Annotated in this window: 2 protein-coding genes; both read left to right on the top strand. The window is 60.9% G+C overall.

Features of this window, described 5'->3' with window-relative positions:
- On the top strand, positions 1 to 438 hold a 438-nt coding region (locus tag U1769_RS24910), incomplete at its 5' end, for a flagellar basal body L-ring protein FlgH (protein ID WP_332720853.1).
- On the top strand, positions 438 to 1,531 hold a 1,094-nt coding region (gene flgI, locus U1769_RS24905), incomplete at its 3' end, for a flagellar basal body P-ring protein FlgI (RefSeq protein ID WP_332720852.1). The genes U1769_RS24910 and flgI, both read left to right, overlap by 1 nt.

Below are 1,531 nucleotides of genomic sequence, written 5' to 3'. Positions count from 1 at the left end.
ACCGTCGTCGTCCATCAAGTCGCCGAAGCATCGAACACAACGCAGAACGCGACGCGCAAATCCACCGATGCAGGTGCAAGCATTCGCGGCGGATCGCTCGATGAGGGCGGTGCGCTTTCATTCGGCGGCGGATATACTGGGCGAGGCGAGGCGCGACGCAGCGAGCGGTTGCTGGCACAGCTGAGTGTCGTCGTTGAAGAGGTCCTGCCAAATGGCGACTATCGCATCGCCGGCAAGCAGCTGCTCCGCGTGAATGGCGAGAACACGACGATCGCAGTTCGTGGACGCATCCGCAGTGCTGACATCTCGAGCCAAAATTCTGTACTCTCCAGCCGTATCGCCGACGCTGAGATAGATTATGACGGCAAAGGGTTTGTCTCGCGCAGCGCTAAACCCGGCCTGATCAACAGGCTCTTCAGTTTGCTGGGTCTAGGCTGATGCGAGCACTTCTTTGCGGTGTGGCTCTGGCCTCACTTTTGATGCCTGTTCCCGCGCTCGCGCAGCAGGTGCGGCTCAAGAACCTCGGCAGATTCGCCGGTTGGCGGGAAAACGCGCTGGTCGGCTATGGTCTGGTGACCGGTCTCTCAGGCTCCGGCGACACGCGGCGCAGCGTGGTTACTCGCCAAGCACTTCGCAACGTCCTCAGCCGGCTCGGCACCTCGGTCACCGAAGACGACATCAGCAGTCGAAACGTTGCAGTGGTGATGGTGACCGCCGTCCTGCCCCCTTCCGCCAATTTGGGGGACAAGATCGACGTGACGGTTTCCTCGATCGGTGATGCACGCAGTCTAGCTGGTGGAACTCTAATCATGACGCCGCTGTTGGGCCCCGATCAGCGTCCTTACGCGCTCGCACAAGGACCGTTGCTGGCGGGAGGCTACCGGTTCGAAAGCGAATTGAACCAGCAGCAGCGCAATTATCCCACCAGCGCCGTTTTGCCTGGCGGGGCCACAATCGAAACCGCCGTGCAGTCGGCGGTTTCAATTTCGAACGGTGAACTCTCATTCCTCCTCGCCAATCCGAGCTTCTCGACGGCGCAGCGGGTCGCCGACGGTATTACCGCCCGGTTTGGGATGGGCGCAGCTCAAGCCAGGAACGCCAACGAAATTCGCATCCGCTATTCCGGCACCCCCGAGGCGATCGCAAGTTTCGTCGCGCAGGTCGAAAATGTCCTGGTGGAGCCGGACAGCGCGCGCCGGATCGTAATCAACGAGCGCACGGGTACCGTCGTCGCGGGCAGCGAAGTGATGATCAGCAGCGTGGCAATCGCGCAAGGCGACATCAAGGTGACGGTGACCGCCGAGAATGTTGCATCACAGCCGGGATTCATGTCGGGGTTTGCTAGCGATGTACGCAGTCTTGTCGTGACCAACACCAAGCTCGAAGTCTCGCAGGGAGAGGGTGATCGAGCGTTCAAATTCCCGAACACAAGTGTTGCCGATCTCGTGCAAGCGCTGACGGCTGCGCGAATCGACACACGCCGCATCATCTCCATTCTTCAGGCGATCAAGGCGGCCGGCGCGCTACACGC

This window comes from Parasphingomonas zepuensis, from assembly GCF_036663735.1.
Lineage (GTDB): Bacteria > Pseudomonadota > Alphaproteobacteria > Sphingomonadales > Sphingomonadaceae > Sphingomonas.
The sequence above is the reverse complement of the archived record's forward strand: the minus strand, read 5'-3'. Positions and strand labels throughout refer to the sequence as shown.